This is a genomic window from Devosia sp., from assembly GCF_036563435.1.
Lineage (GTDB): Bacteria > Pseudomonadota > Alphaproteobacteria > Rhizobiales > Devosiaceae > Devosia.
Genome location: NZ_DATCMJ010000012.1, coordinates 195,733 through 222,511, shown reverse-complemented (window position 1 = coordinate 222,511; position 26,779 = coordinate 195,733). Strand labels below are relative to the sequence as shown.

General features: G+C 64.6%; 27 protein-coding genes. 11 read left to right on the top strand and 16 right to left on the bottom strand.

The window, feature by feature from the left end; translation table 11 throughout:
- The first annotated feature begins 108 nt into the window (after positions 1-108).
- On the top strand, positions 109-327 hold the full coding sequence (locus VIL88_RS07070; RefSeq protein WP_331987267.1) for a DUF2945 domain-containing protein: 219 nt from the start codon (positions 109-111) through the stop codon (positions 325-327).
- On the opposite strand, the gene VIL88_RS07065 is transcribed toward VIL88_RS07070, so the two are convergent.
- On the bottom strand, positions 324-1,742 hold the full coding sequence (locus VIL88_RS07065) for a DNA recombination protein RmuC (protein ID WP_331987266.1): 1,419 nt from the start codon (positions 1,740-1,742) through the stop codon (positions 324-326). The two genes, VIL88_RS07070 and VIL88_RS07065, sit on opposite strands and share 4 nt — an antisense overlap.
- A 39-nt stretch (positions 1,743-1,781) precedes the next feature.
- A complete protein-coding gene (locus VIL88_RS07060; RefSeq protein ID WP_331987265.1) occupies positions 1,782-2,162 on the bottom strand; it encodes a GFA family protein in 381 nt (126 codons plus the stop codon).
- Between the two features lie 117 nt (positions 2,163-2,279).
- Here VIL88_RS07060 and def point away from each other — a divergent pair, with 117 nt between their 5' ends.
- Both def and fmt read left to right on the top strand, forming a co-directional pair.
- Positions 2,280-2,795 carry a peptide deformylase gene (gene def / locus VIL88_RS07055; RefSeq protein ID WP_331987263.1) on the top strand — a complete coding sequence of 172 codons (516 nt, stop codon included), beginning with the start codon at positions 2,280-2,282 and terminating at the stop codon, positions 2,793-2,795.
- Between the two features lie 117 nt (positions 2,796-2,912).
- A complete protein-coding gene (gene fmt, locus VIL88_RS07050; protein ID WP_331987262.1) occupies positions 2,913-3,833 on the top strand; it encodes a methionyl-tRNA formyltransferase in 921 nt (306 codons plus the stop codon).
- On the opposite strand, the gene VIL88_RS07045 is transcribed toward fmt, so the two are convergent.
- Complete coding sequence (locus VIL88_RS07045; protein ID WP_331987261.1) at positions 3,826-4,059, bottom strand: methionyl-tRNA formyltransferase; 234 nt, start codon at positions 4,057-4,059, stop codon at positions 3,826-3,828. The genes fmt and VIL88_RS07045 overlap by 8 nt on opposite strands.
- A gap of 2 nt (positions 4,060-4,061) precedes the next feature.
- Between VIL88_RS07045 and truA the strand changes: the two genes are divergently transcribed.
- Entirely contained in the window at positions 4,062-4,814 is a 753-nt protein-coding gene (gene truA / locus VIL88_RS07040; RefSeq protein WP_331987259.1) for a tRNA pseudouridine(38-40) synthase TruA, read from the top strand.
- On the opposite strand, the gene VIL88_RS07035 is transcribed toward truA, so the two are convergent.
- From VIL88_RS07035 to dapD, 4 genes are read right to left on the bottom strand one after another with little or no spacing between them, the layout of a single operon-like run.
- Positions 4,811-5,368: a hypothetical protein gene (locus VIL88_RS07035; RefSeq protein ID WP_331987258.1), complete on the bottom strand. Its 558-nt coding sequence runs from the start codon at positions 5,366-5,368 to the stop codon at positions 4,811-4,813. The genes truA and VIL88_RS07035 overlap by 4 nt on opposite strands.
- Before the next feature lie 14 nt (positions 5,369-5,382).
- Positions 5,383-5,922, bottom strand: a complete 540-nt coding sequence (locus VIL88_RS07030; protein ID WP_331987257.1) for a hypothetical protein — start codon at positions 5,920-5,922, stop codon at positions 5,383-5,385.
- Positions 5,919-7,067: a succinyl-diaminopimelate desuccinylase gene (gene dapE, locus VIL88_RS07025; RefSeq protein WP_331987255.1), complete on the bottom strand. Its 1,149-nt coding sequence runs from the start codon at positions 7,065-7,067 to the stop codon at positions 5,919-5,921. Before dapE ends, VIL88_RS07030 begins: the two co-directional genes overlap by 4 nt.
- Positions 7,067-7,909 (bottom strand): 2,3,4,5-tetrahydropyridine-2,6-dicarboxylate N-succinyltransferase, encoded by an 843-nt coding sequence (gene dapD, locus VIL88_RS07020; RefSeq protein WP_331987254.1) that lies wholly within the window; start codon positions 7,907-7,909, stop codon positions 7,067-7,069. The genes dapE and dapD overlap by 1 nt, the downstream gene beginning before the upstream one ends.
- 878 nt (positions 7,910-8,787) lie before the next feature.
- Here dapD and sthA point away from each other — a divergent pair.
- Both sthA and VIL88_RS07010 read left to right on the top strand, forming a co-directional pair.
- Complete coding sequence (gene sthA / locus VIL88_RS07015) at positions 8,788-10,203, top strand: Si-specific NAD(P)(+) transhydrogenase (RefSeq protein WP_331987253.1); 1,416 nt, start codon at positions 8,788-8,790, stop codon at positions 10,201-10,203.
- 280 nt (positions 10,204-10,483) lie between these two features.
- Positions 10,484-11,863, top strand: a complete 1,380-nt coding sequence (locus VIL88_RS07010) for an FAD-containing oxidoreductase (protein WP_331987251.1) — start codon at positions 10,484-10,486, stop codon at positions 11,861-11,863.
- A 48-nt stretch (positions 11,864-11,911) separates the two neighbouring features.
- Here the strand turns inward: VIL88_RS07010 and VIL88_RS07005 are convergent, their stop codons facing one another.
- The 9 genes from VIL88_RS07005 to VIL88_RS06965 all read right to left on the bottom strand — a co-directional run bounded on the left by VIL88_RS07005 (position 11,912) and on the right by VIL88_RS06965 (position 20,826).
- On the bottom strand, positions 11,912-13,633 hold the full coding sequence (locus VIL88_RS07005; RefSeq protein WP_331987250.1) for a PAS domain S-box protein: 1,722 nt from the start codon (positions 13,631-13,633) through the stop codon (positions 11,912-11,914).
- A gap of 62 nt (positions 13,634-13,695) precedes the next feature.
- Positions 13,696-14,526, bottom strand: coding sequence for a sugar phosphate isomerase/epimerase family protein (locus VIL88_RS07000; protein WP_331987248.1), 831 nt, complete (start codon positions 14,524-14,526; stop codon positions 13,696-13,698).
- Between the two features lie 66 nt (positions 14,527-14,592).
- A complete protein-coding gene (locus VIL88_RS06995; RefSeq protein WP_331987247.1) occupies positions 14,593-15,039 on the bottom strand; it encodes a MaoC/PaaZ C-terminal domain-containing protein in 447 nt (148 codons plus the stop codon).
- Complete coding sequence (locus VIL88_RS06990; protein ID WP_331987246.1) at positions 15,039-16,163, bottom strand: extracellular solute-binding protein; 1,125 nt, start codon at positions 16,161-16,163, stop codon at positions 15,039-15,041. Before VIL88_RS06990 ends, VIL88_RS06995 begins: the two co-directional genes overlap by 1 nt.
- The gene (locus VIL88_RS06985) at positions 16,160-17,317 is read right to left on the bottom strand and encodes a CaiB/BaiF CoA-transferase family protein (RefSeq protein WP_331987244.1); all 1,158 of its coding nucleotides are present in this window, start codon (positions 17,315-17,317) and stop codon (positions 16,160-16,162) included. The genes VIL88_RS06990 and VIL88_RS06985 overlap by 4 nt, the downstream gene beginning before the upstream one ends.
- 16 nt (positions 17,318-17,333) lie before the next feature.
- The gene (locus VIL88_RS06980; protein ID WP_331987243.1) at positions 17,334-18,398 is read right to left on the bottom strand and encodes a Gfo/Idh/MocA family oxidoreductase; all 1,065 of its coding nucleotides are present in this window, start codon (positions 18,396-18,398) and stop codon (positions 17,334-17,336) included.
- A 260-nt stretch (positions 18,399-18,658) separates the two neighbouring features.
- Entirely contained in the window at positions 18,659-18,988 is a 330-nt protein-coding gene (locus tag VIL88_RS06975; protein ID WP_331987242.1) for an L-rhamnose mutarotase, read from the bottom strand.
- 143 nt (positions 18,989-19,131) lie between these two features.
- Positions 19,132-19,953: an amidohydrolase gene (locus VIL88_RS06970; RefSeq protein WP_331987240.1), complete on the bottom strand. Its 822-nt coding sequence runs from the start codon at positions 19,951-19,953 to the stop codon at positions 19,132-19,134.
- Between the two features lie 105 nt (positions 19,954-20,058).
- Positions 20,059-20,826 carry an IclR family transcriptional regulator gene (locus VIL88_RS06965; RefSeq protein WP_331987238.1) on the bottom strand — a complete coding sequence of 256 codons (768 nt, stop codon included), beginning with the start codon at positions 20,824-20,826 and terminating at the stop codon, positions 20,059-20,061.
- Between the two features lie 213 nt (positions 20,827-21,039).
- On the opposite strand from VIL88_RS06965, the gene VIL88_RS06960 reads away from it, so the two are divergent.
- The 5 genes from VIL88_RS06960 to VIL88_RS06940 all read left to right on the top strand — a co-directional run bounded on the left by VIL88_RS06960 (position 21,040) and on the right by VIL88_RS06940 (position 26,772).
- On the top strand, positions 21,040-22,368 hold the full coding sequence (locus VIL88_RS06960) for a sugar ABC transporter substrate-binding protein (RefSeq protein ID WP_331987237.1): 1,329 nt from the start codon (positions 21,040-21,042) through the stop codon (positions 22,366-22,368).
- 322 nt (positions 22,369-22,690) lie between these two features.
- A complete protein-coding gene (locus VIL88_RS06955) occupies positions 22,691-23,539 on the top strand; it encodes a sugar ABC transporter permease (RefSeq protein ID WP_331987513.1) in 849 nt (282 codons plus the stop codon).
- Positions 23,540-23,544: 5 nt separating this feature from the next.
- Positions 23,545-24,393, top strand: coding sequence for a carbohydrate ABC transporter permease (locus VIL88_RS06950; RefSeq protein WP_331987511.1), 849 nt, complete (start codon positions 23,545-23,547; stop codon positions 24,391-24,393).
- Positions 24,394-24,402: 9 nt separating this feature from the next.
- A complete protein-coding gene (locus VIL88_RS06945; protein ID WP_331987235.1) occupies positions 24,403-25,488 on the top strand; it encodes a sn-glycerol-3-phosphate ABC transporter ATP-binding protein UgpC in 1,086 nt (361 codons plus the stop codon).
- A gap of 177 nt (positions 25,489-25,665) precedes the next feature.
- Positions 25,666-26,772, top strand: coding sequence for a mandelate racemase/muconate lactonizing enzyme family protein (locus tag VIL88_RS06940; protein WP_331987234.1), 1,107 nt, complete (start codon positions 25,666-25,668; stop codon positions 26,770-26,772).
- Positions 26,773-26,779 lie beyond the last annotated feature (7 nt).

Below are 26,779 nucleotides of genomic sequence, written 5' to 3'. Positions count from 1 at the left end.
GAGCGACAACGCCCCAGCACCGGTCAGGTTCAGACGGGGGCGATCAACTCCTCTGGGCGAACCGGCAGCGCTGCCGTGCGTTCGTCTCCCCAAACGGAGGCAAGAACATTGACCAGATCCATTCGCAAAGGCTCCAAGGTGAGCTGGAAGTGGGGCGCCAATACCGCCCATGGCAAGATCGTGGAGCGCTTCACCAGCAAGGTGACCCGCACCATCAAGGGCACGGAAGTGACCCGCGAGGCGAGCCAGAAGGAGCCTGCTTATCTCATAGAACAGGCGGACGGGGATAAGGTGCTCAAGAGCCGGAGCGAGCTCAGCCTCGACTAGGCGAGGTCGCCCGGTTCGTCCTTGCCGACGATCCTGAGCAGCGGCGCTTCCTCGGCGCCGCCATCCCAGCCGGCCGGGAGCGTCTTGCCGGTCTTGGCTCCGAGTTCGCGCAGCATTTCCACCTGGCGCACGACATTGCCGCGGCCCGAGGAAAGCTGGTCCTTGGCCTTGGCATAGTTCTGCTGGGCCTTGTCGAGACTTTCGCCGACCTTGTCCATGCTGGCAAGAAACCCTGCGACCTTCTCGTAAAGCGCTCCCGCCCGCTCAGCGATCTCGTCGGCATTGCGATGGCGCTTTTCGATGTCCCAGACATTGCGCACGGTGCGCAGCACGGTCATCAGCGTCGTCGGCGTGGTCAGCATCACGCCCTGGCTCATGCCATATTCAACGAGCTTCGGATCGGCCTGGATGGCCGTCGCCAGGGCGCTCTCGATCGGCACGAACATCATGACATAGTCGAGGCTGGACTTGGCGTGCTTGTGGTAGGTCTTCTCGCCCAGCGTACGGATATGGCCGCGTACGGAAACCAGATGCGCCTGCAGGTGGACGTCGCGCGTGTCGTCCGCGCAGTTGGTGTAAGCCTCGAAAGCGGTCAGTGACACCTTGGAGTCGATCACCAGCCGGTCGTCGTTGGGCATCAGGATTTCGACATCGGTGCGTAGTCGCGAGCCGTCGGTGCCGGCATGGCTCTGCTGCGTCAGATACTGCTCGCCCTCCCTCAGGCCCGACCGCTCCAGGATGGTCGAAAGGATCATTTCGCCCCAGGCGCCCTGCGTCTGCGCATTTCCCTTGAGCGCGCGGGTCAGGTTATTGGCCTCGGTGGTGATCTGGGTATTGCTTTCCAGCAATTGGCGGATGCGCTCGCCCATGGTGGAGCGATCTTCGATCAGCCCCTTATGGAACTCGCCGATCTTGTCGTTGAGCGGCTTGAGCAGCGTGTCGACCTGCTCACGATTTTGTCTGGTGAAGGTCTCGCTCTGGTTCTTGAGCACCTCGCCGGCAATGGCCTTGAACTCGTCGGTCATCTGCTGCCGGGCCTGGAGGAACCGCGCCTCGCTGGCCTGGGCCTGTGCGGCCTGTTCGGCCATGCGGGCCTGGGCGGCGGACAACTCGGCCAGGAGTTCGGCATTCTTTTCCTGCAGCCGCTCGATCTGGTCCGCACCGCGCTCGCGCTCCACCCGCACCTGATGGTCCAGTTCGCCGATGCGCCGGTCCCGGTCAGCCAGTTGGGTGGCAAAGCTCTCGCGCAGTTGCCCCACCAACTGCTCACCGGCCTCGGCCGCGCGCCTTGCACTGCTGCCAGAGAGAATGATGACGGCGACAAGGGCGCCGACGGCGATCGTTGCTCCAGCCGCGGCCAGGGCCATGGCAAGGGTTACAGGGAAGCCGGCAATGGCGAAAACGACGGTGTCCATTTCCCAAGTCTAAGCCGATTCGCCTGTTCGCGGAATGTTCTAGACGTCGGTGTCCTCGCGGAATTGCCCTGCATCCACAACCGCGACCAGCCAGGGTTCGCGGCGTTTGATCCAGCCTTCCCGTTGCGGCACGATGGCAACCGGCGCCTCGTCAAGTGAGCCCAGGGCTATTTCGACATGGTCGTCGCTGAGATGAAACAGCGTTCCGCCGCAAACCGGGCAGAAGCTGCGGCCTTCATAGGTCGCATAGTCGCCGGTGACGGTGAACTGGTCACGCCGCCAGTCGGCATAATAAAGAAAAGGTGAGCCGGTTTCTTTGCGGCATTCGGTGCAGTGGCAGAGGCCCGACTTGTAGGGCTCGCCGGTCAGGGTGTAGCGCACCGCGCCGCAGCGGCATCCGCCTTCATAGGTGTGAGCCATGGGGTGTTCCTCCTCAGCGGGCAACGACGGGAAGGGAGCGCGGTTCCGCGTCATGGTTGACCCCGGAGGCGGAAATACCATATCGAAGGGAAAATCCCTCTTTGCCGGACCAATGCCATGGCTATCCGCCCCATTCTTGTCATTCCCGATGCGCGCCTGCGCGCCGTCGCCGATCCGATCGTCGAGGTGGACGACGAGATCAAGACGCTGGCCAAGGACATGCTGGAGACCATGTATGATGCGCCCGGCATCGGCCTCGCCGCGCCGCAGATCGGCGTGATGAAGCGCATCGTGGTGATGGACGTGGCGCCCGAGGGCGAAAAGCCGGACCCGCTGGTGATGATCAACCCCGAGATCACCCATTTCGGCGAGCAGATGCAGGTGACCGAGGAAGGGTGCCTCTCTATCCCCGAGCTCTATTACGAGGTCGAGCGGCCCAACGACGTGACGGTGACCTATACCGATCTCGACGGCAACCAGGTGGAGAAGGTGGCCGAGGGCAAGCTCGCCGTCTGCATCCAGCACGAACTCGATCACCTTGATGGCGTGCTCTATATCGACTACCTCAGCCGCCTCAAGCGCGACCGGGTGATCAAGAAGTTCGACAAGCAGGCCAAGCGAGCTGCCGGCTAATGCCACGGCCTCGTGGTTCGACAAGCTCACCATGAGGCCTACTGCTCGTTCACTGCGTTTGCCGAAGACCTCATCCTGAGCCTGTCGAAGGACGAGGTCGTGCCCAGGAGTTTGCCAATGCGCGTCATTTTCATGGGCACGCCGGAATTTTCCGTTCCCACGCTGACCGAGATCGTCTCTTCGGGCCATGAGGTCGTGGCGGTCTATACCCGTGCGCCCAAGCCTGCCGGACGCGGGCAGGAGGAGCGCAAGTCGCCGGTGCATCTGGCGGCCGAAGGGTTCGGGCTGCCGGTGTTCACGCCCAAGTCGCTCCGGGGCGAGGCCGAGCAGATTGTGTTTGCCAGCCATGGCGCCGATGTTGCGATCGTCGTGGCCTATGGGCTGCTCTTGCCCAAGCCCATTCTCGATGCGCCCGAACTGGGCTGCCTCAACCTCCACGGTTCGCTCTTGCCGCGCTGGCGCGGGGCGGCGCCGATCCAGCGGGCGGTGATGGCGGGGGACGCGCAGACCGGCGTCATGGTCATGCAGATGGACGAGGGGCTCGATACTGGGCCGGTGGCCCTGGGCGAAGTGACTCCGATCGGGCCCGACATGACCGCGGGCGAGTTGCACGACACGATGATGCGGACGGGCGCCGACCTCATGGGCCGGGCGCTGGCGGCGCTCGAGCGCGGCAGCCTCGACTTCACGCCGCAGCCCGAACAGGGCGCGATCTATGCCAAAAAGATCGAGAAGGCCGAGGCGCGCATCGACTGGTCGCGGCCGGCCGACGAGGTTCACAACCATATCCGCGGCCTCTCGCCCTTTCCTGGTGCCTGGTTCGAGCTGGAGCTCGGCGGCAAGCCGGTGCGGGTGAAGGCGTTGCGCTCGACCTTGGGCACGGGCAGTGGGGCGCCTGGAACGCTGCTCGACAACCTGACTGTGGCTTGCGGCACCGGCGCGGTCCGCCTGACGCAGGTGCAGCGCGAAGGCAAGGGTGCCATGGACGCGCAAACGTTCTTGCGCGGAGCAGGGGAGCTGCCGGAGCGGGTTAGTTGATCGAAAAGGCGCGTCGTAAAATGTCGACCAACGCTTCGGCTCCTTGACGATCAAGTTGAATAGACTGAGACGCGATGCCCGGCATTTCTCGATCCGGCCGCCCGTAGGTATTGATCTGAACAAAACCAACGCCATCACGCTCGAAGATAGCGTACCGAGCTTCAACCTCTTGGTGTAGCTGATTACGCTCACTATCGAGCTTTTCGAACCGTCGAACCAAAGCCATGAGTGTCTCCCATCCTCACCTACAGGTATAAGCTCACCATCGAATATGACGGAACCCTCTTTTCGGGCTGGCAGCGGCAGGCGGATCGGCCCAGTGTGCAGCAGGCGCTGGAGGAGGCGATCTTCCGCATGGCGGGGGAGACGGTCACCACCCAGGCGGCGGGCCGCACCGACGCCGGCGTGCATGCGCTGGGGCAGGTGGCGCATTTTGATCTCAGCAGGGAGTGGGACCCGTTTCGCATCCGCGAGGCGCTGAACTACCATCTGCGGCCCGATCCCATCGCCATCATCGCCGCCGAGGCGGTGCCCGATAGTTTCGAGGCGCGGTTTTCGGCTACGGCGCGGCATTACGAATACCGCATCCTCACGCGCCGGGCGCCACCGGTGATCGAGCGCGACCATGTCTGGCACATTCCCAAGCCGCTCGACACCGAGGCCATGGACCATGCTGCAAGTCTGATCCTGGGCCTCCATGACTTCACCACGTTCCGCTCATCGGAATGCCAGGCTAACTCGCCTTTGCGGACGTTGGATAAGTTTTTCGTCCGGGGGGAAATGGACCATGTGGTGATCACGGCCAGCGCGCGGAGCTTTTTGCACCATCAGGTGCGCTCGATGGTGGGTTCGCTGCGCCTCGTGGGCGAGGGCAAGTGGTCGCCCGCCGATTTCCGGGCGGCGCTCGATGCCCGCGACCGCCGCCGCTGCGGGGCGATGGCGCCCGCTGCCGGGCTTTATCTCACCGGCGTCAGCTACTAGGCGACCGGCGGGCCGAGGGCCAGCGTGACAAGGCCGATGGCCAGGAACACCCCGACGGCCTGCGACAGGAAGAGCAAGGCGATCTGCACCGGCTTCAGCGTCACGATGAAACGGCCGATGTTGATGAAGGTGAGGATGGCAAAGACTGCGATGAACAGCAGCAGGATCATGCCCAGCGGTCCGAACAGCGTCGAGACCAGCAGCATCAGCGCCGAAGCGAGGGTCACCCAGTTGGAGGCGACGAAATAGGGGATGAAGCCGTCCTGCCGCCCCATCTGGCGCAGGGCGATCATGGCGGTGACCGCTTGGGTGACGAAGAGGACGAAGTTGACGATGATCGACTGCGTCGCAGCCCCTGAAGGAAGCGGAACGCCCAGCAGCAAGGGCCCGAAACCGGCGAGCGCCATGGCGATGGTCGTGGCGATCAGGCTGCCGACAAGGCCGCGCTGGCTGAAATCGAAGAAGCTGGAGGCTTCGCGCCGGCCCATCACCAGAGCGGCGCAGCCGCGCATCGCCGCGGTCATTTCATCGAGGAAGGTGGTCGGTTTGGCCAAGGAAACTCTCGATGTCAGATCGGCGGAGCAAGGGTGCTCAGCATGTAGAGCGCCATGCGCAGGGCGACAAGCAGCACCACGCTCAAAACTGAAAATGCCGCAGCAATGCCGGTATTCCATTCGGTCGCGCGGCGGGCGAGGCAATAAACGAGGTAGCCCATGCCGGCCCAGGCCAGCATCACGATGGGACCGCCGATCATGGCAAGGAAACCTTCCACGAGAAGGAAGGCGGTAAGGGCATAGACGCCGGGCACGAGGATGGGCAGGAAGGGCGTGCCTTGCTTCAGCAGCTTGCGCGTGAATACCAGGGCCAGCCAGAGGGCGAGGATCGGCACGGCCAGGACCAGGATGGCGGCAAGGACGCCGGGGAGGCTGGGCATGCCGATGCCCATGGCGGCGATGGCGACGGCGACAAAGGCGACAAGGGCGAAAACGATCAGCGCCGTGGCAACACCGGCGGGGGTGAGGGTAAAGCGGTCACGCCAGCCGGGCTCGCCCCGCAGGATCATCGCCCAGCCGAAAGCGGCGTTGCTGACGGCCGACCAGAGTTTCATGCGGACGCCCCGAAAAAGCGCAGCATGAAGTTGCGGTAGATTTCGGTCAAGCCGGTGAGGTCGCTGACCAGGATATGCTCGTCGGCCTTGTGCATGCTGGTGCCGACCAGGCCACATTCGACCACCGGCCCATACTGCGCGATGAAGCGGGCATCCGAGGTGCCGCCGCCGGTGGAATAGGCGGGGCGAATGCCGGTTACGGCCTCTATGCTGTCGCCGAGCCGCGCGACGTCATCGCTGAGTGGCGACAGGAAACTGCGCGACGGCACGCCGGAGACGGCGAAGGTCGCAGTCGCGCCCTTGAGGTCGACGCTGGCAATGCGCGTCTCGACCCACTGCCGCAATGTGTCTGGGGCCCAAAGGTCGTTGAAGCGGATGTTGAAGCGGATGGTGCCGGCGGCCGGAATGACATTGCCGATGGGATTGCCGACATCAATCGAGGTGACTTCGAGATTGCTGGCCGGGAAATGGGTGGTGCCTTCGTCCAGCGGCGTGTCGAGCGCGGAAACGATGCGCGCCAGCGCCGGCAGCGGATTGTTGGCCTTGTCGGGATAGGCGACATGACCCTGCACGCCCGAAACGATGATGGTGCCCGAAAAGGACCCGCGCCGGCCGATCTTGATGCTGTCACCCAGGAACGCTGCCGAGCTGGGTTCGCCCACAATGGCAAAGTCGAAATGCTGCTGCTGCGCCTCGGCCCATGCCATGAGCTTGGCCGTGCCGTTGACCGCATCGGCCTCTTCATCGTTGGTGATGGCCAGCATCACCGTGCCCGCGTCGGCCGGCACCGCGGCCGCGGCGGCCACCATGGCGGCGATCCCCGACTTCATGTCGGCCGTGCCGCGGCCATAGAGTTTCCCCTCATGCTGGCGCGGCGTGAACGGATGGGCGCTCCAGGTGGCGAGATCACCGGGCGGCACCACATCGGTATGGCCGGCAAGGAGGAGCCGCCGGCCCCCATCGCCGCGGATGGCAAAGAGGTTGTCGACTTCGTAGGAGCCGTCGCCGTCAAAGCGCAGGCGGGTGACGGTGAAGCCGATCGCCGTGAGTTCCCGCGCGAGCAGGTCGAGCACGCCGGCTTCGGCCGGGGTGACCGAGGGGCAGGCGATGAGGCGCTCGAGCAGCTCGACGGGATCGATGGCCATCAGTCGCGCAGGAGCTCGTTGATGCCGGTCTTGCTCCGGGTCTGGGCGTCCACCGTCTTGACGATCACGGCGCAGTAGAGGTTGGGGCCGGGCTGGCCATTGGGCAGCGGCTTGCCGGGGAGCGAGCCCGAGACGACCACGGAATAGGGGGGCACCTTGCCCATGTGGATTTCGCCGGTGGCGCGGTCGACGATCTTGGTCGAGGCGCCGATGAAGACGCCCATGGAGATGACCGAGCCTTCGCCGACCACGACGCCCTCCACGACTTCGGAGCGGGCGCCGATGAAGCAATTGTCTTCGATGATGGTGGGGCCGGCCTGCAGCGGCTCAAGCACGCCGCCGATGCCGACGCCGCCCGAAAGGTGGACGTTCTTGCCGATCTGGGCGCAGGAGCCCACCGTGGCCCAGGTATCCACCATCGTGCCTTCATCGACATAGGCGCCGACATTGACGAAGCTGGGCATGAGGACGACGTTGCGGGCGATAAAGGCGGGGCTGCGCACCACGGCGCCCGGCACGGCGCGGAAGCCGGCCTCGCGGAAGGTGTTCTCGCTCCAGCCCTCGAACTTGGTCGGGACCTTGTCCCAAAAGTGCGAACCGCCCGCTGCGCCCTCGATCAGCCGGTTGTCGTTGAGGCGGAAATTGAGCAGGACGGCCTTTTTTAGCCATTGATGCACCTGCCACTGGCCATCAACCTTTTCGGCGACGCGGGCTTCACCCTTGTCGAGGAGCCGCAGCGCTTCGTTGACCGCCTCGCGCACCGGCCCCTGGGTGTTGAAGCCGAGCTCGGCGCGCGCCTCGAAGGCGTCATCGATGGTCTTGGCGAGATCGGCATGCGACATGGGGCGGGGTCCTCTTTGATGCTGGCGGGACCATAGCGGCGAGCGTTCATGTGTCAATGAGCGGGCGTGCAAAAGCGCCGCCTGGGTTGCGGTTTTCGCTTGCTTCGCAGACCGGCTGCGAAGGCGGATCCCGAGACGGCTTTCGCCTCTGTGGGATTATAGTGTGAGACGATTGCCGTCTCGGGACGTCCGGTTTTATGCCGGACACGGGACTCGCGGGATCTCCAACGCTCGCGAAGATTCCGGCCCATGCCTCGACCCGCCCTGGCTGACGTCGCCATGCGCCCGGCCCACTCCCGCCACTGTCGCCTGCAGGCCGCCTGCGCGGGGTGGATGGGAGGAGGATATGCCGGGCAAGAGGGGGCGGGGATAAGTTTGTGTGAGTGCAATCGCCGAACGTCACCCTCGGGTCGAGCCCGAGGGTGAAGGCTGGTGGTGGGGTGGATGGACAGGGGCTAAACAACACCCCCTCCCAGCCTCCCCCTTGAGGGGAGGGAGTGAGGGTGGGGGTTCCGGCGGATTGACTGGCGCCTGAGCGGGTGGAAGGCGCAGAACCCCCACCCTTGATCCCTCCCCTCAAGGGGGAGGGAGACGACTTCTACATCGCGGCTAGAGGAAGCTAGGACCTTCTTCTGGTGAGCGCCGGGAGTGAGTGCCAGCCCCGGAGCGTCACCCTCGGGCTTGCCCCGAGGGTCTTTGCTTCAACCTCGTTCCGCAAGTGTAGAGCCCTCGGATCGAGCCCGAGGGTGACGGCTGGTGGGTGCCCTGTCGGATCGGTTTTCGCCAGCAACCCAGCCCTGCTCTGGGCACACGTTGCAACGTTTGCGTCGGCGTCACATTCTTGATCTAGGGCTTGGCAGCGTCGAATCGAGGTCGTCTTGAATCATTTCAACATCATCGTCATCGGCAGTGGCCCGGCCGGGCGCCGTGCTGCGGTGCAGGCGGCCAAGCTCGGCAAATCGGTGCTGGTGGTGGAAAACCGCCTGCGCCTGGGTGGCGTGTCGGTGCATACCGGCACGATCCCGTCCAAGACGCTGCGCGAAACGGTGCTCAACCTTTCGGGCTGGCGCGAGCGGGGCTTTTATGGCCTCTCCTATCGCGTCAAGAAGGACATCGAGGGCAAGGATCTCGGGGCGCGGCTGCGCATGACGCTGGACCACGAGATCCAGGTGCTCGAGCATCAGTTCAACCGCAATGGCGTGCGCACCTTTGGCGGCATGGCGCGATTTGCCGATACCAACCATGTCGTGGTGACGGCGCCCGATGGCGACGAGACCACGTTCAGCTTCGATCATGCGGTGATCGCGGTGGGCACGACGCCCTACCGGCCAGCCAACATTCCCTTCAACGACTATTCGGTACTCGATAGCGATAGCCTCGTCTCCGAGCCGCGCGTGCCGCGCAGCCTGACGGTGGTGGGTGCGGGGGTGATCGGCATCGAATATGCCACGATCTTTTCGGCCCTCGACGTGCCGGTGACCATCATCGAGCCCAAGGACACGATCCTCGACTTCATCGATCGCGAGATCATCGAGGAATTCACCCATGACCTGCGCAAGCGCGGCATGACCATTCGCCTCGGCGCCAAGGTGGAAAGCGTCGAGCTCGACGAGCAGGGCTGGCCGATCTCGATCCTCGCGGACGGACGGCGCCTTCGTTCGGACATGCTGCTTTATGCCGCCGGGCGCTCGGGCGCCACGGCGAACCTGGGCCTGGAGAATACGGGCATCACCCCGGTCGATCGCGGCCGGCTCAAGGTCGATCCCGTGACCTTCCAGACCAGCGTACGCAACATCTATGCCGCCGGCGACGTGATCGGCTGGCCCTCGCTGGCCTCGACGTCGATGGAACAGGGCCGGATCGCAGCGCTCCATGCCTGTGGTGCGCCCATGCCGCCGGCGCCGGAATTCTTCCCCTATGGCATCTATGCCGTGCCGGAAATCTCGACCGTAGGCCTGACCGAACAGCAGGTGCGGGCGCAGAACATTCCCTATGAGGCGGGCGTCGCCCGTTTTCGCGAAACCTCGCGCGGCCATATCATGGGGCTGCAGTCGGGCATGATGAAGATGATCTTCGCGCTCGACAGCCGCAAGCTCCTCGGGGTCCACATCGTGGGCGAGGGCGCGACCGAACTGATCCATATCGGCCAGGCGGTGCTGAACCTGGGCGGGACGCTGGAATATTTCGTGGAGAACGCCTTCAACTATCCGACGCTGGCCGAGGCCTACAAGATTGCCGCGCTCGATGCCTGGAACCGCATGCCGCGGCATACGCCGATTGCGCAGGTGGGATAGGGCTGCAGTTGAGTTGGCACCCCGCTGAACGTCATCCTCGGGCTTGAGCCGAGGACGTTAGACTTTGCTACAGCATCATAAGTATAGAGCCCTCGGGTCGAGCCCGAGGGTGACATGCTGTGGGAGGTATGACGTGCTGTGAGGATGGGACGCGCTGTGGGGGGTGACGTGCTGTGGCGGGACGCGCTGTGGCGGGACGTGCTGTGGGAGGTGGTGGCTCGTGGTTATCCTGCTGGCGCCTGTCGCCCCTATCTCGTAATCTGCGCCTGCGGAGTTTTTCATGTCTGAACAGTTCGATGCCATCGTGATCGGCGCGGGCCAGTCGGGCCCCTTTCTTGCCGCCAGGCTTGCCGAGGCGGGACGCAAGGTGGCGCTGGTCGAACGGGAGCATCTGGGCGGCACCTGCGTCAACGATGGCTGCACGCCCACTAAGACCCTCGTCGCCTCCGCCCGGGCGGCCTGGACGGTGCGCCGCGCCGGCGACCTCGGCGTGCGCGTGGGCGGGCCCATCACCGTCGACATGAAGGCGGTCAAGGCGCGCAAGGACAAGGTGGTCGGCGCCTCGATCAAGAGCCTCACCGACTGGGTGGCGAGCCTCAAGACGCTCGAATTCATCAAGGGCGCGGGGAGCTTCGTCTCCCCCACCGAAGTGGCCGTGGGCAAGCGGCGGCTGATGGCGCCGCAGATCTTCATCAATACCGGCGCTTCGGCCACCGTGCCGGACTGGCCGGGCATCCACAGCGTGCCCTATCTCACCAATAGCTCGATGATGCAGCTCGACACCCTGCCGGGCCACCTGATCATTGCCGGCGCCAGCTATGTCGGGTTGGAATTTGCGCAGATGTATGCGCGCTTCGGCGCCAAGGTGACGGTGATCGAGCGCGGGCCGCGCCCCGCCAGCCGCGAGGACGAGGACATTTCGGCCGCCATTCGTTCGATTCTGGAGGCGGAGGGTGTCACCTTCCTCTTCGACACCACGATCGAGGCGGTGGCCAAGGCGGGGCACGGCATCCTCCTGTCGCTGCAGACGGGCAAGAAGCGGGCGTCGGTGGAGGGCACGCATTTCCTGGTGGCGCTGGGGCGGACGCCCAACACGGCCGGCCTCAACCTCGGGGCGGCGGGGCTGGCAACGGATGCGCGGGGCTTTATCCCGGTCGACGATCACCTGCGCACCAAGGTGGACGGCATCTGGGCCATGGGCGACGTCAATGGGCGCGGCGCCTTTACGCACACTTCCTATAATGACTTCGAGGTGGTGGCGAACAACGTGCTGGACGGCGGCAAGCGCTCGATCAAGGGGCGCATCCCCGTCTATGGCCTGTTTATCGATCCCCCGCTCGGCCGTATCGGCATGAGCGAGGCGGAGGTGCGGCAATCGGGCAAGAAGGCGCTGATGGCCGTGATGCCCATGAGCAAGGTGGCGCGCGCCCGCGAGCGGAGCGAAACACAGGGCCTGATGAAGGTGCTGGTGGATGCCAGGAGCAAGCAGATCCTTGGCGCGGCCATCCTGGGCATTGGCGGCGATGAGGTGGTGCATTCCCTGCTGCAGCTGATGGCCGCGGGCACGCCCTATACGACCATGATGGAAACGGTGCACATCCATCCCACCGTCAGCGAATTGCTGCCGACGCTGCTGGGCGGGCTGAAGCCGCTGGAATAGCGGGCTCGGGACGGCTGGTGGGTGTGACAGGGTGCCGGTAGACGAGCGCTAGAGATCACCGAAGGCGACAGCCATGCCGCGGCCGCGGGCTTTGGCGGCGTAGCAGGCGGCATCTGCCTCTCCCATGAAGCCCAGGGGCGAGGCTGGTTGGGCGCCGACGGTGGTAAGACCGACGCTGGCGCCGATCCGGTAGTTCCGCCCGGCCCAGGAGAAGTCGAGAGCGCCAATGGCATGGACGATCTTGTCGGCAATGCGCTTGCCGCTCTCGAGCGGGCAATCGTGGAGCAGCACGGCGAACTCATCGCCACCGATGCGGGCCGCAACGTCATGGCTGCGGCACGACCCGCGAATGGTTTCCGCCACCTGCCGCAACAGTTCATCGCCGGCGGCATGGCCGGACGTGTCGTTGACCGGCTTGAAGCGGTCGAGATCGACATAGAGGAGGCAATGGCCGCGGCTGTCGCGCGCCGAGGCGATGGCGCTGTTGAGGGCGCGATCGAAGGCATTGCGGTTGGGCAGGCCTGTCAGGGCATCATGGGCGGCTGAGTGGGCGAGCTCGCGCTGGATGGCCCGGCTCTGCGTCACGTCCTGGAAGACAAGGACAGCTCCGGTCGCCTTTTCTCCCGCTGTCTTGAGCGGTGCCGCCGTGCAGCGCACGTCGCGCCGGGTACCGCCCTTGCCCAGGAGCACCACGTCACCGTCGAGCTGCACCGGGGCGTTCTCCGAAAGGCATTGGGCCACGGGGCAGGGCTGCGCTGCCCTGGTCGCGCCATCGCCGACGACGAACACCGTCGCCACGGACTGGCCCATGGCCTCGGCGGAAGTCCAGCCCGTCAACTGCTCGGCGGCGGGATTCATCAGGACGATCCGGGCCTGCTCGTCTGTCGCGATCATGCCATCGGCGATGGCGTCGAGCGTGACGCGCAGCCGTTCCTTTTCCGCCGCCAGAGCATGTTCGGTGAGCTTGAGGTGGGTAATGTCGGTGTCGGTGCCCAGCGTGCGGGTGGGATTGCCCTCCTCATCCCACTCCACCGGCTTGCCGCGGCTGAGGATCCAGACATAGGAGCCGTCGCGCCGCCGCTCGCGGTATTCGAGGCCATCAAGGCCCTCATCGCCCTTGTCCTGCCGATCGACATTGTCGATGACGTGCTGGAGATCGTCGGGATGGATGCGCTTCAGCCACTCGCTTTGGTTGCCATCCACCTCTTCCTCGGGCGGGATGCCGCGCATCACCCGCCACATGCGGGAGTAGAACATCGTGTCGTTGACGATGTCGTGGTCCCACACGCCCTGCCGGGCGCTTTCGAGCGCAAAGTTCCAGCGGCTTTCCGAATGCGCCAGCGCCGCCTCCGCCTTTTTCTGCAGCTCGATATTAGTGAGCTGGGTGATGACGAAGGCCGGCTTGCCCGTCGTTTCGTCGCGCAGCAAAGCCGCCGCGACCATGACCCAGAGCGGGTGCCCGTCCTTGTGGCAGAAGCGGTGCTCGCCGCGATATTCCTCGGCCTCGTTGCGCATGAGGCGGCGCAGCTGCAGCCGTGCGGTAGCGGTGTCGTCCTTGTGGATGATGTCGAGCACGCTCTTGCCGGCCGCGTCTTCGGCCGTGTGGCCCAGCAGCGCCGTCAGCGCCCGGTTGATGTAGACCACGCGCCCGCTCATGTCCGAGACGATCATGCCTACGGCCGCGCTGTCGACAATGCGGGCCAGCAGTGGTCCGATCTCATCGATGCGGTCGAGGGTCGTCGCCTTGGTGTTCAGCGTGCGCCGGGGCATGGCTCATACTCCGTCAGGCCTGTTAACAACTTGCTGAAGAGGCAGGCAGTTGAGCGGATGTGTCACAAGTTGATCGAAGTAATGAAATCGCGCTCCTGCGCCAGGCCTTGCCACTCGCCGGGGATTTCACTGTCAAAGATCAGGGTATAGGGGCCCTTGTAACCCGCTTCTTCGGCAAGGCGGACGCAGGCGCCGAAATCGGCTTCGTCGAGGTCGCCGTCGATGAAGCTGGCCTTGGCATGGCAGAGTTCGGCCCGGCCGAAGATGGAGCGGAGGTCCGAATATTTCTCAGGACCCTGCCAATTGCCGAAATCGCCCAGCAGCCCGATGCGGCCATCGAGCTTGTCAAGGAGGTAGTGGACATGGGCGGGTTCGGCCAGCAGGTCAAACCAGTTCTCGGTGACGAGCCGAAGGGGCGAGCCGCTATTGCTGTCGGCGAGGGCGGTCAGGGCCTTGATGGAGCGGTCGAGTGCGTCGCGCGTGGGCTTCTGCTTGCCGGCGATGATACGGGCGTGCTCGGCACCCAGTTCATTGGCGGTCTCGATCCAGCCGGCGATCCAGCGCATGTCGCGCTCGCCATGTTCGGGATGGCTGATGTCGCCGGCATCGATCAGGAGGGTCTGCAGGCGCACCTTGGCAATGCGCAGCTGGTCCTTGAGCTCGGTGAGGTAGATGGGGTCGCGGCTGCGCAGGTGGAAGGAAACGATCTCGAGCCGGTGATAACCGTGATTGGCCAGGACCGAGGGGAGGCCCAAGAGCGACTCGGTACCTTCGCCATAGGTCTCCTGCATAGGCCCCACGTCATGGGTCGTGAGGTCGTGCGGATAGGTCGCGCCGAGGAGGCGGTGCAGCGACCAGGTGGAAACGGCGATACGCTCGGCGCTGACGCTCATGATCTCATCCCTTGTGGTTTTTGGATAAGACTGTGCGATGTCGCGCGGTTCCGCGCAAGCGGCGAACTAGCTTGCCTGCCGCTTGGCCAGGTAGATGTGGTCACAGGCGAGGACCGTTTCGCCGCGCTGGTTGAGGACGCGGACCTGTTCGGTGATGCGGCCGTGGTCGGGGCGTTTGGGGTCCGGGTCGAGACCGGTGATGGTGAGCTCGGTGTGGATGGTGTCGCCGATAAAGACCGGCTTGGGAAAGCGCAGGCGCTCGTAGCCGTAGGAGAAGGCGAGGGGGTTGATCTCGCTGGCGGTGAGGCCGATGCCGATGGCAAAGGTCATGGTGCCATGGGCGATGCGCTGGCCCCATGGGCTATCCTTCATCGCTTCGGCATCCATGTGGTGGGGAAAGAAATCCCCGGTATGGCCGGCATGGACCACGAAGTCGGTCTCGGTAATGGTGCGGCCATAGGTCTTGCGGACCTCGCCCAGCTGGTAGTTTTCGAAATGGCGCGGCCGCTCCATCAGAAGCTCTCCCCGAACATGGTGTTGATGGCCGAAAGGATTGACGCGGCGTCCTCGCCCGCCACGAGGCCCTGGTTGAGCCGGCCCGAGGCGGCGTCCTGGAACGGCATGTAGCCGTCGTGCCGCGGCCGCAGCCAGCCGCCTTCCAGCGTCTGGCGCGTGTCGCGGTAGAAGTTGTCGACCGGTGCGTTGACCGCTTCCCTTTCCCAGGCAAGGCCGTGGCCGGGCTGGCCGCCTGATTGAGCATAGAGGCCCGCCTGCGTCGCGGCGCTTGCTACCCAGTAGGCATAGGCGACGGCGGCCTCCCGGTGCTCCGAAAAGGCGGAGACGGCGATGCCGGTGCCGCCGATGGCTGAGCCCACGGGGCCATGGCTGCCGGCGGCGGGGATGTCGGCGAATTTCAGCCGCCTGAGGCGGAAGCCATCGAGCGCATAGCTGACATAGCCGTAGCCGAGCGGCATCAGGGAGAATTGGTCTCCTGTCGCCATCACTTCGTAGGCGGCGATCGGGTCCATGTCGAAATTGTCGGGTGCGATATGGTCGGTGACCTGGCGCAGCGTTTCGATGACGCGGATGCCGTCGTCGAGGGCGATCAGTTCAGCACCCTCGTGCCGGCAGGGCGTGCCCAGATTGGCGGCGAGGGTGAAAAAGCTCATCAGCGAATGGGGCGCGCGCATAGGCAGGATGACCTTGCCCATGCGTGCCAGCGCTGCTGCCTCGGCCCAGCTGGTGACCGGCTTCGGCAGGAGATCGGAGCGATAGACCTGGACCTGCGCGGCGGCATCGATGGGAAAGGCCCATTGGTGACCGGCAAAGTGGTAGCTCGGATAGGACTGGCCAACGCTATGCGCAGCCATGTCGGCGCGTTCGGCCTCGCAGCCGGGGACGTCGAGGGGGGCGAGACATCCCTCCTTGGTGATCTGCCCGACATGGGGGTGGTCGATGACGATGAGGTCATACTGGCGCGCCAGGTCTTCGACCGGAAAGGTCTCGAAATCCTGCAGGCTGCGTTGGTCCCAGGCGATGGCGACGCCGGTTTGCTGCTGCCACTGCGCTGAGGTCGCGACCATGGGGTCGTAGCCGCGCGGGTGGCGCCAGGTCATGCCCTTGAGGGTGATGGTCATAGGCCGAACTCCGCGCGGATGCGCTCGCTCTGCTCGCCGATCAGCGGCGCGGCGCGGCTGGTGCGGGCGCGGACGCCGTTGACCCGCAGCGGCGAACGCGTGGTGGTGATGGAAACATTGTCTTCGCGCGTCACGGTCTGCAGCATGTCGAGCGCCTGGAAGCCTTCGCTCGCCATGAGCTCGGGCCAATCGAGCACCCTGGCGCACCAGATATCGGCGGGCTCGAGGATCGAGAGCCAGTGCGCGGTGGTCTCGGTGGCGATGCGCTGCGCGATGATCTGCTTGATGGAGTCGCGATGGGCAAACCAGCTCCTGGGGTCGGCAAAGGGCGCCAGTTCCGCGATGCCGAGCAGAGCTTCGAGCCTGGGCAGCGGCGTCATGGCGATGGCGATGAAGCCGTCGGCGGTGGGATAAACGCCGTAGGGGGCGGAGAGATAGGCGTGGGCGGAGCGGAACTCGCTCCTTTTGGGCAGGCGCTTGCCGTCGTTGAGATGGGTGGTCAGCACCTCGAACTGGAAATCGACCAGGACTTCGAGGAGGCTGGTTTCGATATGCGCACCCTGGCCGGAAAGACCGCGCCGCACCAGGGCCGCCAGCACGCCCTGGGCGATGGCGGCGCCGGCCAGCATGTCGGCGATGGCAAGGCCAAACGGCACCGGGCCCTGGTCATGATCGCCATTGAGCCACATCACGCCCGAGCGGGCCTGGGCCAAAAGGTCCTGTCCCGGCCGATCGACCCACGGCCCCTCGCTGCCATAGCCGGTGATCGAGGCATAGACGATGCGCGGATTGATGGCCTTGACCGCATCGTAGTCGAGCCCCAGCCGCTCGATCACGCCCGGGCGGAAATTTTGCAGGACCACGTCGGCTCTGGCCAGCAGCTTGCGCAGGGCGGCGAGGTCATCGGGGTTCTTGAGGTCGAGCGCGAGGCTTTCCTTGGACCGGTTTATGGCGTGGAAGATGGTGGAATCGCCGCCGATTTCGGTGTCGCTGAGGTAAAGCCGGCGGCTGAGGTCGCCACCATCGGGCCGCTCGATCTTGATGACGCGGGCGCCCAGATCCTGCAGGCGCAGGCTGGCATAGGGGCCGGACAGGAACTGGCAGAGGTCGACCACGACGAGGCCGTCGAGCAGGGGCGTGTTGGTGTCGGTCATGGTGCGGAACTCGCGCTCAAGGCTTAGCTGCGACAGGGGTGGAGGGCGCGGCGGCGGAGGCGAAGGCGGCTTCCACCAGGGCCATGGTGTGCCAGGCGTCCTCGACGGAGGTGACGAGGACCGCGTCCTCGCCGACGGCAAAGCGCTGGAGGTTGCTCATCGTGCCGATGAAAGCGTGGGGGAACCAGCCGCCGCGCAGTGCCACCTGCTGCCACGGCTCGCCCTTGCGCGCGAACCAGAGCTCGTCGGGTTCGCCTTCGGGATAGTTGAGGAGGAGCCCCAGCTTCACCACGGCTGCGCCTTCGGTGCCTTCGAAGCGGAAGGTGGCGTCCTGGAACTGGCGGCCGAAGTGGTGGTTGTGGTTGATCGATAGCGTGGTGCGCAGGCCGGCATCGAAGTCGATCAGCGCACTGGTGCGGGTTTGCGCCAGTTCGGTCGAGGGATGGCCCATGGTGCGGGCGTGAACGCCGACGGGATTGCCGAGCAGGCCCCGGGTCAGGTCGAGATAGTGGATGGAATGGACGGCGATCTCGACCCGCGGCATGCCCTTGAGAAAGGGGAAGAGCTCCCAGGGCGTGACGAGGTTGAGGTGGACTTCAGTATCGATCAGCGTGCCGAAAAAGCCCTGCTCCAGCGCATGGCCAACGGCCAGCATCATGGGGGCGAAGCGCAGCTGGAAATTGACGGCGGCTACGAGATGTTTCTCGCGGCAGAGCCGGAGGATGGCGGTGGCTTCATCGAGGTCGCGGCCCATCGACTTTTGCAGCAGGACGGCGGCACCGTCCGGCAATTGGCGGAGGACGCCCAGATGCGCCGCCGGCGGCAAGGCAAGGTCGAAGAGGGCGCCGGGCGTGGCGATGGCTTCTTCCAGCGTCATGAAGGCGGGAATGTCCCACATGGCAGCCAGCATACGGGCTTTTTCGGTATCGAGGTCATAAACCCCGGCGACGGGAAAGCCTGCCAGGCGATAGGCCGGAAGATGGGCATCGTTGACGATGCCGCCACCGCCGATGATGACGATGGGCCGTGGCTGGCTGGGCGCCGGCCAGCTCTGGCGCAGGCTGGAAACATCGATGGGCAAGCTGCCCCTCCTCCTCAAGACGCAGCGGCGTCATTCTTATGTGAATAATCTTTTCACATACGAGGGGAGGAGGCAAGGGGTGTGGTGACGAGCGTTGGCGTGGTGGGGGTGGGGAGGGGGATTCCCGCCTGCGCGGGAATGACGATGTGGTTGTGCAGGGCCCTCGGGTCGAGCCCGAGGGTGACGGCCGGTCGGCTGAAGGCCGAGGGTGACGGCCCTGGGGTGCCGGCCGGGGGTGCCGGAGCGAGTATGCGCCTCGATCAGTCGACGTGGAAAACTTCTTCGGTGGAGGCCCACCATTGGCCGTCCTGGCGGGTGGGGAGCGGGGCCTGCATGGGCATGCAGACGGCCCACCATTCCTGCGTGCGGGGGTCTTGGGCCATCTTCGCCATGTCGGCGTCGTGGTCGGTGCCGACATATTCGTAATAGGCGAAAAGGAGGTTTTCCGGCTCGCGCAGGAAGATCGAATAGTTGCGGATATTGCTGGCCTTGATCTGACGGAGCACGTCGGGCCAGACGGCGGCGTGGATGCGCTTGTATTCGGCGATCTGCTCGGGCTTGAGGCCGATGACGGACCCGTAGCGTTGCATCTTGGTGTTCTCCTTCATGGGCGGACCCCCACCTAACCTCCCCCTGTTAGGGGGAGGGACTGGCTGGTGGGTGGGCAGGATCGTGCCAGAAACTGGATCGGTCCCTCCCCCTCTTCAGGGGGAGGTTAGGAGGGGGTGTGACGCTAGACCTTGTAGATCCGCTCGGCATTGCGGTGCAGCAGCTTGGCTTTTTCGTCGTCGCTGGCGCCCTTGATGATGTCGTGCGTGGCCTCGACCCAGCGGGTGAGCGAGCCGGTGAGGGTGACGACGGGGTGGTCGGAGCCCCAGACGACGCGATCCCAACCGAAGCAGTCGATGACATGCTCGACATAGGGGCGGATGGTGTCCACGGTCCAGCCGGGGCCGGCATAGGCGACGACGCCGGAAATCTTGGCGTTGAGATTGGGCAGGCGGCTGATGCGGCGGATATTGTCGCGCCACGGGTCGAGGCCGGTGCCGGTGATGTCGGGCACGCCGCAATGGTCGAGGATGAAGCTGACATCGGGTGCACGCTCGACCAGCATCTGCCCGATGGGCAGCTGGTCGGCGCGGACGCAGAGGTCGAAGCTCAGGTCGTAATCGGGCAGGTGCCGGATGTTTTCGACAAAGAGGTCGGACTGGCTGAGCTCGTCGGGCGCCTCGTGAAGGATGCGCCGCACGCCCTTGACCTGCGGCTGGTCACTAAGGCGCTCGATGTGGTCGACAAAGGTCGTGTGCTCGGGCCGGCAGGCGGCGATGGCGCCGACCACTTGCGGCAACTCTAGGACAAACTCGGTCTCGGCCTGCATGTCGGCTTCGGCGACGTCGACCTCCATGTGGAGCGCCGATTCGATGCCGAGCGGCACCGCTTCGGCAAGGTAGTCCTCGATGCTCCAGCGTTTGTTGATGGCCGGGGCGCCCGAGAGCCAGGGATAGGAGAACTTCTCGTTGTAGATCAGGTGCAGGTGCGTATCGAGGATGCGCATCTTGGTTTCCTCCCATGTGCCACGCCCTCGTGGTTCGAGGCTCGTGAAGAACTCGCACCTCACCATGAGGGCTACTGAAGCGCCGCACCAGGGCGTGGCGCCATCCTAACTTGCAGAACGCTGTGAGATCTCCTGGCCCGCCTGCTGCAGGAGCTTGAGCACGGCGTTCATGTTGGGGGCGTCGAGCTTGTCGAGGCGCTGCGTATAGGGGCAGGTGAGGACCGCGATGACCGAACCGAGCGGGCCAAAGATGGGCACCGAAAGGTTGGAAACGCCCGAGACCTGGGCGCTGGGCATGGTTTCGTAGCCCTGCTCGCGCACGCCCTCGAGCCGCGCTTCGAGCCCCTTGGGCATCTTTTCGGGAGAGCCGATATCCTGCTCTTCCAGCATCAGCCGCCGCTCTTCGGGCGTCGCGAAGGCGAGGAAAACGTGGCCTGAGCCGGTATTGACCAGACCGATGCGTGAGCCGACGCGGATCGAGACGTTCCAGTAGCCGGGCCCGTCGACCTGGGCGATGACGACGAGGATATTGCGGTCCTGGACCACCAGATGCACGGCCTGCTCGGCCTTGAGGGCAAAGGAGCGGAGGACCGGCATGGCCTGGCTGATCATGCGCGACATGGGCGGGCGCGCATGGGCCAGTTCGAAGAGCTTGAGGGTGATTTCGTAGCGGTCTTCCTGGGTGCGGCGCACATAGTTGCGGCGCACCAGCCGGTCGAGCATGCGGTAGATCTCGTTGGGCGTGCGGTCGAGCGCCTTGGCGATTTCCGCCTGGCTCAACCCGTCGGCCGTGGCGGCGAGGAGCTCAAGAATGTCGAGCCCCTTGTCCAGCGCCGGCGCGCGATAGCGGTCTGCATCCTCGTCGATCGTCACCGATATGTCCCCCAACGGCGCTGAAACGCTATCCGAAAACCTGCCAAACGCCAGCAGAGTGTTAGCACATTGCCAGCAGCGCGGGCGCGCCTTGGGCGATCCCGCCTTGCCGGTTGACGAGCGCTGTCACATCTGCTTACCTACGAATAGACTTTTCAAATATGGATGATCAAGCCCAAAGGGGCTGCTCCGGAAGGTCAGTGGAGGAAAACAATGGCAACCAGGTTTCTGGCGAGGGCGCTCCTCGCCTCTTGCGCGTTGACGGCCGTCATCGGTTCGGCTGGGGCGCAGGAATTCGATTACGGCAAGTTCGACGGCTATACCCTCAAGGTCAAGCTGATCGGCGGCACGCAATACGAGAAGCTCTATACCCGCATTCCCGAATGGGAGGCGCTGACCGGCGCCAAGGTCGAGATCGTTTCGTCCAAGAACCACTTCGACCTCGACCGCGAGATCAAGCAGGATATCGCGACCGGCCAGATCACCTGGTGCGTGGGTTCCAACCACACGAGCTTCGCCCCCCAGTATGGCGATCTCTATATCGACCTGGCACAGGTGATCCCTGGCGAAGAACTGGCCAAGTATGTGCCGGGCACGCTGCAGTCCGCCATGGTGGACGGGCGCCTGGTGCAGCTGCCGCGCGTCACCGACGTGTCCAACCTCTACTACCGCAAGGACCTTTACGAGGACCCGGCCAAGCAGGAAGCCTACAAGGCCGAGTTCGGCGTGGACCTTGCCGTGCCCACGACCTATGACGAGCTCAAGCAGCAGATCATCTTCTTTGCCGATCCGCCGAACCTTTACGGCACCGCCTTTGCCGGGAAGGACGAAGGCCTCTCCGGCCGCTTCATGGAAATCCTGCGCGCCAATGGCGGCGATCTGTTCGACGAGAACTGGAACCCGACCTTCAATTCGCCCGAGGGCGTGGCCGCCCTGCGGTGGTTCGTCGACATCTATGAGGCTGGTGCGGTTCCGGCCGGTACGGTCAACTATACCTGGGACGATATCGGCCAGGCCTTTGCTGCCGGCCAGCTCGCCTTCGACCTCGACTGGCCCGGTTTTGCCGGCTTCTACAGCGACCCGGCGGCCTCCAAGGTTGCCGACAATCTCGGCTTCGCCGTGGCTCCCGTGGGCTCTGCCGGCAAGCGCGGCGCCTGGTCAGGCTCGCATTCCTTCTCGGTGACCGAAGCCTGCGACAACAAGCCGGCAGCCGTGAGCTTTGCCGTGTTCATGACCAATGACGACAGCGAGCTGATGGAGGCCCAGGCCGGCAACCTGCCGACCCGTACCGCGACCTTCGACCAGGCCATCGAATACTTCAACACCAACGACAAGCCGGCTTTGGCCGAGATGTTCCCCATCTTCCAGGCCTCGCTCGCCGAAGCCCGCACGCCGCCATTGATTCCGCAGTGGATCGAGGTCTCCAACGTGCTCTGGCCACAGCTGCAGTCGGCGATCGTGGGTGAAAAGACCCCGCAGGAAGCCCTCGACCAGGCGGCGGACGATGCCCGCGTGATCCTTGAGGATGCGGGGATACTGTAAGCATCGGATGCCGGGGTAATGTCCGGCACCATTCCACACGCGATGTCATTCCGGCCTACGTGTCGCTTCGCGCACGAAGGCAGGCTCCGGCCGGAATCCATGCGCAAGGCTTTCCGCATCTTCGATGTGGAGGAATTCGGACATGGATCCCGGCCTGCGCCGGGATGACTCCGTGTTGTTGATAGCTGGGGATTCGACCAGCCGTAGGATCAGGGTCTTGACCACAGCCACCCACACATATTCCCAGCCGACGGCGAGCGAAGGGATCACCGCGTTCTTCCGCTCGCCGCGCGCGGTGCCTTACCTCCTGCTGCTGCCGGCGATGATCGTCATCGTGGCGGTGGTGCTGGTGCCGCTGATTGTCTCGTTCTGGACGAGCTTCACCAACTACAACCTGACCAAGCCCGATACGCTGTTCAACTTCATCGGCTTGCGCAATTACCAGCGCCTCCTGGGCAATGACGAGTTCTGGTGGGCGTTCGGGCGGACGTTCCTGTTCGTCACCATCACGCTCAACCTCGAAATGGTGCTGGGCCTGGGGCTGGCGCTCCTGGTCAACAAGATCACCTATGGGCAGCGAGCGCTGCGCACCATCATGATGTTTCCCATGATGTTCTCGCCCATCCTCGTGGGCTTCCAGTTCAAGTACATCTTCAATGACTCGATCGGGCTGGTGAACAATGCCCTGTTCGACCTGGGCCTGATCAACCAGCCGATCCCGTGGCTGGTCGATGGTACGCTGGCCAACTTTTCGATCATCTTCGCCGAAATCTGGATGTCGACCTCGATCTTCGCGATCCTCCTGCTGGCGGGGCTGATGGCCCTGCCCAAGGAGCCGATCGAGGCGGCAAAGGTGGATGGCTGCAATCCGTGGCAGGTGTTCCGCCACATCACACTGCCTTTCCTGATGCCCTTCGTCTATATCGCCATGACCATCCGGTCGCTCGATGTCGCCCGGGCCTATGACATGATCCGCATCATGACCAATGGTGGGCCGGCTGGGCGGACCGAGCTCATCTGGACCCTGATGACCCGCATCGGCTACCAGAACTCGCAAATGGGTGCGGCCAATGCCATGGGCTATGTGTCGATCATCCTCTCGATCGTCTTCACCTTCTATTTCTATCGCAAGCTGACGGCCGCCCGCACCTTCATGGGAGGGGCCCAATGAGCGCCATGACCATCGAGAAACCCTGGCAGCGCTGGCTGATCCGCCTTGGCGTGTTCATCGCCATGCTGATCCTGACCGTGCCCGGCCTCTGGGTCGTGCTCACCGCCTTCCGGCCCAATATCGAAGTGCTGGCGCGGCCCGCCGTGTGGATCCCGCAGCAGTGGACGCTGGACAATTTCCAGCGCCTATTCGGCCTGTCGAGCGCCCAGCAGGGCCTGCCGGTGGCGCAGTATTTCATCAATTCGCTGGTGATTTCGGTCACCTCGACCGTGGTCGCGGTGGTGATCGGCATGGCGGGCGGCTATGCCTTTGCCCGCTATCGCTTCCGCGGCAAGGCCACGCTGTTCCTCGCCTTCATGCTGTCGCGTACCGTGCCGGGCGTCGCCCTGTCGCTGCCGCTCTTTATCCTCTGGGCGCGGCTGGGCATCATCGATACCAGCTTCGGGCTGATCCTGGTCTACATGGCCATCAACATCCCCTTCACCATCTGGCTGACCGACGGCTTCTTCCGCCAGATCCCGGTGGATTTGAGCGAAGCGGCGCAGATCGATGGCTGCACGCCCTGGCAAGCCTTTTGGAAGATCGAGTTTCCGCTGGCCCGCTCGGGCCTGGCATCGGCGGGCATCTTCGCTTTCCTCACCTCGTGGAACGAGTATGCCCTCGCATCGCAGCTGACGCGCACCACCGCGAGCAAGACCATGCCGGTCGGCCTCATGGACTTCACCGCCCAGTTTACCGTGGACTGGACCGGCATGAGCGCCATGGCCGTCCTCATCATCATTCCCGCTTTGGTCCTGACCTTCATCGTGCAGAAGCACCTGATTGCCGGTCTGACCTTTGGCGGCGTCAAGTAAGGAAAGCCGATGGCACAGGTTCGCCTCGACAAGGTTCGCAAGAGCTACGGCAAGCTCGAAACGGTGCATGGCATCGACCTCGAGATCGCCCATAACGAGTTCGTGGTGCTGGTGGGGCCCTCGGGCTGCGGCAAATCCACGACACTGCGCATGATCGCGGGGCTCGAGGACATCTCGGGCGGCACGATCACTATCGGCGACCGCGTGGTCAACGACCTGCCGCCGCGTGCACGCAATATCTCCATGGTGTTCCAATCCTACGCGCTCTATCCGCACATGACGGTGCGCGACAATCTGGGCTTCGGGCTCAAGATCGCGAGGACCGACGAGGCGGAAATCCGCCGCCGCGTCGACGAGGCCGCTGAAATCCTGGGGCTGGGGCCCTATATGGACCGCCTGCCGGCCAACCTGTCGGGCGGGCAGCGCCAGCGCGTCGCCATGGGCCGCGCCATCGTGCGCCACCCGGACGTGTTTTTGTTCGACGAGCCGCTATCCAATCTCGATGCCAAGCTGCGCGGGCAGGTGCGGGTGGAGATCAAGAAGCTGCACCAGCGGGTGCAGACCACGGTGATCTATGTCACGCACGACCAGATCGAGGCCATGACGCTGGCCGACCGCATCGTCATCATGCGCGACGGCCATATCGAGCAGGTGGGGACACCCAGCGAAGTGTTCGAGAACCCGGTCAATACCTTCGTTGCCGGCTTCATCGGTTCGCCGCCGATGAACCAGCTCGATGCGGTGGTGGTGGGCGGCCGGGCGCGGCTGAGCGACGGCATCGAGGTGCCGCTTCCCGCCGGGCTGCCGGTGAGCGAAGGGCAGGCGATCGTCCTGGGCTTCCGCCCCGAAAGCTTTGCCCCGCGCGGCCACTCGCTGCATGGGGATGGGCAGGCGCTGGCTGTGCGTAGCACGGTGATCATCGCCGAGCCGCTGGGGACGGAGACGATCCTCTTCGTGTCGCTGGGCGGCAAGGATGTGCAGGGCAAGATGCTCAATCCGCGCGTGGTAGCGCCGGGGGAAGAGCTGGACTTCACGCTGGACCTGACGCGGCTGCATGTCTTCGACAAGGCCACGGGGCGGAGTGTGCGCCTGTGATTGTGCACTGCACGATGACCCCCTCCCTCGGTCCCTCCCCTCAAGGGGGAGGGAGGCGATGTGGCGCGCTCGGCGAACATGCACCAGCTTTCTCGGCTCTTTTGCATCCCTCCCCCTTGAGGGGAGGGACCGAGGGAGGGGGTCGCGGGGCTATTGCCCTGATGGGAGGGCGTCACCATGGCTAGGATCGTCCGCGTCGACCTCGTCATGGTCGACCTCAAGCCCAAGGTGAAGCGGGTCGATGCGATCCAGAGCTTTGTTTCGCAGGAAACGCCGATCGTGCGGATCACCGACAGCGATGGGGTGGTGGGGACGGGCTATAGCTATACGATCGGCACCGGCGGCCACTCGGTCATGGCGCTCTTGGAGCGCACGCTGGCGCCGGCGATCATCGGCCGCGATGCCTATGACATCGAAAGCATCTGGCGCGATCTGCTGTTCCTGACGCATGCTACGACAGTGGGCGCCATCACGGCCATTGCCATGGCCGGGATCGATACGGCGCTCTGGGACCTCAAGTGCCGCAAGCTCGGCCTGCCGCTCCACAAGCTGGCGGGCGGGGCGCAAAAGGATGTGCCGCTCTATACGACCGAAGGCGGCTGGCTGCATCTGGAGGAGGCGGCGCTGGTGGAGGATGCGCTGCGCGCTCGGGAAAACGGCTTCGGCGGCTGCAAGCTCAAGGTGGGCCGCCCGCTGCACGAGGATGTGCGCCGCATCGCGGCGGTGCGCGAGGCGGTGGGGCCGGGTTTTGAAATCTTCACCGACGCCAACCAGGCCTTTGCCGTCGACGAGGCGATCCGCCGGGCGCGTGCCTATGAAGGGCTCGACCTCGGCTGGCTCGAGGAGCCGCTGCCGGCCGACAACATTTCGGGGCATATCAGGCTATCGCAACATACGAGTCTGCCCATTGCAGTAGGCGAGAGCCTCTATTCGGTCAGCCACTTCCGCGAATATCTGCAGCACCATGCGGCCAGCGTCATCCAGGTCGATGTGGGCCGCATCGGCGGCATCACGCCCTGGCTCAAGGTGGCGCATATGGCCGAGGCGTTCAACGTGGCGGTCTGCCCGCATTTCCTGATGGAACTGCACGTGTCGCTCTGCGCCGCAGTGCCCAATGCGCGCTGGGTTGAATATATTCCGCAACTGGACGAGCTTACCACCCAAGGCATGCTGATCGAGAACGGCCGCGCCCGCCCGTCCGACGCGCCCGGACTTGGCATTGCCTGGGACTTTGCCGCCATAGACCGAATGGCGGTCGAGGGCAGCCGCAACACCATTCAGTAGGAACACA